The organism is Duganella sp. GW822-FHT06D06 (assembly GCF_058799615.1).
On sequence record NZ_JBXALQ010000051.1, the window covers coordinates 1 to 4,112 of the forward strand.

The window sequence follows — 4,112 nt, forward strand, 5'->3', positions numbered from 1 at the left end:
TGATGGCGACGCCGTCGCCGGTCACCAGCGCGCCGCTGGCCTTGACGGCGTCGGCGCCCGCGTGGGCCAGGTAGACCCTGGGCACCAGCACGTCTTCCACCGTGCCGTCCGGCAGGCTGACCGTTTCCGTCTCCATCCAGACGATGTCGCTGGTCAGGTGGCTGATCTCCCTAAAGCATAGTTGCAGACCTTTCCTCCCTACTCACCACGGCGCTGAAAATAATCTGACATCGTGTGCAAATATGCTTCAAGTCTTTGCTGATCATCAGAGAAATCCTGAACCATGCTATAAGTGCCCTTTTTGCTTACTACATACGCCCATCTCATTCCAAGCGTGGCCTCAGTTGGAACGTGAAGTTCCTCGGCTCTAAAAAACATCCAGCAGTGTTCAGCCTCAAGAAATTCGCTCTTCAGTATCTGTGAAGATGAACCGACGAATTCCTCCAGCTCGGCACTGGCATGTTGCTCAGCGATCGCTCTTGCTTGAGGAAAAGAGATTGGTGTTAAGTTGCTATTCATAGTTATGGTCTTCCAAGTTGGACTGGTACTGTTGAGCGCAGCGTGATTATCTGCCCCATTTGACTATCAATAAAATAGACCTGCCCATTACGATTCACGACGTTAATCACATGTTGAACACTTCCTGGTTGTTGGATAATGAGCGGCCGAGCTGCACCATTACCCGCCGCAAGCATCTCTTCTATCACTGCTTCCGATGTAGTTGTTGGTCCAAAACCAAATGGGGCAGATGGCAATAATCCGTTTTGGTTCCCGTATTTTGTTGCGTCGGCAACGGCATCGGGGGAATTCCCCAGAAGCCTCTGTTGCGCCGCATTCACGCACGATATACAGTTTGTATTTACGCCTGCTCCAGCATTCTCAACGTAATGAGGATTGACACCAGCCAATTCAGGAAACTCATCTTTCATTGGTCGCATGCTACTGTAGATATTATCAACAGCGCTTCCGACCTTGACCGTGTTACTTGCCCCGTTTGCTGAATTCAATAGTCCAACAGTCGTATCTAATGCTCGAATCACCGCGCCGCCGACACCGACCACCGCAGTAACAATATTCAGCTTCTTCTCTTCATATCGAGCAACTGCATCAGTATAAGCCTTAGTCTCCGCATCAGGTATCGCAGCCGCTATTGGATCTCCGTTGGTGCAGCTCGCAGCCGGGCAAGATGCAGCCAAGGGCGAAAAGCTGATGCCGTCTACGACCATAGTGACACGATGCGTTCCCTCCGGAGCGGGAGGCAGCCCCTGATAGGGAGCAGAAATCTTTGACGGCGTGAAGATATAAGGACTGGCCGTGCCACCAGTGTTGGCAATGATATAGGCCATCACGTCGTTACCGGGTACCGTGGGTTTATCCTCAATCAAGCTACGGGTAGGATTGTTCGGCTCTGGCCGCAATATGATTGAGCCATCGGCATTTAAGGTCTCTTGGATAGGTTTGCCCGTGACCGGATCCTTCAATTGACCATTGATGTTCAAGAACAGTTCGCGCGTGCCCTCCTGTACGATCACCCTGCCTTGGCTATCTTTCAAGCCCGCGTCGCGCAATGCCCCCAGCAACTGCGCCTCCGTGTAGGCGCCACCGCTCAGTTGTGCCAATCGCTTGGCCACTGTCTTGTCGCCTTGATTCAATTGCCGATTATTGGTGTCGGTCGTGATCGCAGTCGCAGCCCCTACAGTCCCACCAACCGCAGCACCGAGTCCCAGTGAAGTCAGCTCGGCGATTCCTTGCGCCACCATACCAGCCTGCTCCGAGCTCATCCCCTTCTGCTCCAACGCAGCTTTCGTACCTAATTGAAGATCAGCCAGCAGGTCTGCTGAAGCAGCGCTCGCTGCAGCGCCGATGGCTCCCGCCACCCCACCACTCAATCCGCCAGCTGCCATATGCAAGGCCGTGCGATATGCCCCGCCTTCGTCCCACTTGTCGAGTTCGTCCCTCAGCGTTGCATACTTGACTGCGTCGGTTTCCTTGTTCATCTGGACTTTGATATCCAATATGCGCTTATCCGCAAAGTCTGCAATCGCCTTCGGCGCCTGCTTGCTGAACTCCTGCGTGATGGCGATCTGGGCGTCGACGTCCTTCTGCAACTGCTGCGCATCCCAGCCCTTGGTCAGCGCGCCAGCCTTGGCCGCAGCCGATTCCGTCGTCACATCACGATCCACGCCAGCCACGGCTGTCGCCGCATCCTTGCCCGTCGCCAGTTGTTTGGCCTGGTCGGTGATGGCGATCAGGCCGCCGCTGATGCCGCTTGCGGTCGTGCTGCCCTGGTCACCGCTGGCCGAGCCGAAGCCGCCGCTGGCGCCCGGCTTGCCGTCGGCGGTCGCCGCGTCTTTTTGTTCCTTGCTCAGTGTGTCGGGCAACTTGCTCTGGTCGCCCATCTTGCCGCTGACCGAACCAGACAACGCGAAGCCGCCGGCATCATAGTGGTCCTTGTTCTGCAAGTCGCTGGTGGTCAGGCTGCCGGTGACCAGCACGTTGTTGCCCCGGTCGATGGCCGTCTGGCTGCTGCTCAACAGGCCGCCCTTCAGATCGGTGTTGCCGGCCACCGCCACCTGGAAGCCGCCGTCGCCTGCCTTGATGCCGCTTTGTTCCAGCACCGACAGGAAATCGCCGTCCACATGCGACTTGCCGATGCTGCCGCCCACCGTGCTGGCGCCATAGCAGAATGGTGGAATGCACAGGCTGGCATTCAAGCCGGAACTGCTTTGCTTGCTGTTGAACTTGCTGCTGTCCTGCAGGCTCTCGATGTTCAGGTTGCCGCCGATGTCGGCCACCACCGTCGGCGCCGCGATCACGCCGCCCTTCAACGTCGTATCGCCGCCGCTGTTCAGGTTGACCTGGTTGCCGGCCGTCACGTGGCTATTGGTGTAGCCGATGTCGTCGCCGTCGGCCTTGCCGCGCGCCTGGCTCACCGCCAAATCGATCGTGAAGCCGTTCGACGTGCCGCCAATGCCAAAGCCGATGCCGATGCTGCTGCCGCTGGAACTGTTGGTGCTGTGCTGGCTGGCCGTGCTTTGCGCCGCCAGCAAATTCACCTGGTTGTCGGCCGACAGGTTGACGTCCTTGCCGGCCTTGATGTCGCTGCCGATCGCCGTCAGGTTGCTGCCCTTGCCGGCGCCGCTCGCGTTGATGGTCACGCTGCCGCCGGCCGAGATGGTCGAGCCCACAGCCGTATCGCTGGCGTGCACCACCGTGCTGTCGCTCGTCTGGTTGCCAAGGCTGACACTCACCCTGATGCCCGCGCTCTGGATGCCTTTAATGGCGCCGGCGGCGGCATATGCGTCGCTGAGGCTGCCCGCCGCGTTCAACGCCGCCAGCGCCTGCATGCGGCCGTCACTGGTGTTCTTCGCCGCGCTGACCATGCTGTTCGCGCTCTTCAACGCATCGACCAGCGGCATGCTGACCGTGCCACCGATGGCCGTCTTGTTGTAGGTCGTATGGTCGCTGCTGTCGCTGCTGTTCATGGCAGTGTTGATCAGCACGTCCCTGGCGCTGATGCCGATGTCGCCTTGCGGCGCCGTCACCTCGCTGGCCGTTTGCGTGTACTGCTCGCCCGCCTTGAGCATCACATTGCCGCCCAGGCTGGCGATCTGGCTGCCCACCTGCGTCACGCTGGCACTGGTGCCGTCGCTCGCGTTCTTGACCGTGCCAATGGCCGGCTGGAACGTCGTGCCGATCGAACCGGACTTCTTGCTGCTGCTCGACGACGCGCCGTCGCTGCTGTTCTCGGCGCTGACGATGCTCAGGTTGCGCCCGGCGTCGATGACGATGTCCTTGTCGGCCACCACCGTGCTGCCACGGATGACCGTGTCGCGTCCGCTGCTGGCGCTGATGCTGCCGCCGCTGAGCACGCTGCCCACCTGCGTCACCGTGTCGCCGTTGCCGGCCTTGGCCTGTTCGCTCTTGCTGTAGCCGAGCGCGCCGGAGGCGACATTGAACGAGAAGCCGCTGCGCTCGTGTTGTTCGCTGTACTGCTCGCTGTCGCTCTGCTGCGCGCGGGCCACCAGCAGGTCGCGGCCCGCGTTCAGGGTCAGCGCGCCGGTGGCGCTCAGCTCACTGCCGGCGACGACGATGTCCTTGCCGGACTGCAC

The 4,112-nt window shown here is 59.8% G+C and carries 2 protein-coding genes; both read right to left on the reverse strand.

The window, feature by feature from the left end; genetic code table 11:
- Nucleotides 1-198: 198 nt before the first annotated feature.
- Nucleotides 199-519 (reverse strand): hypothetical protein, encoded by a 321-nt coding sequence (locus tag AC1RMD_RS31105; protein WP_492932721.1) that lies wholly within the window; start codon nucleotides 517-519, stop codon nucleotides 199-201.
- A gap of 2 nt (nucleotides 520-521) precedes the next feature.
- On the reverse strand, nucleotides 522-4,112 hold a 3,591-nt coding region (locus AC1RMD_RS31110; RefSeq protein ID WP_492932723.1), incomplete at its 5' end, for a hemagglutinin repeat-containing protein.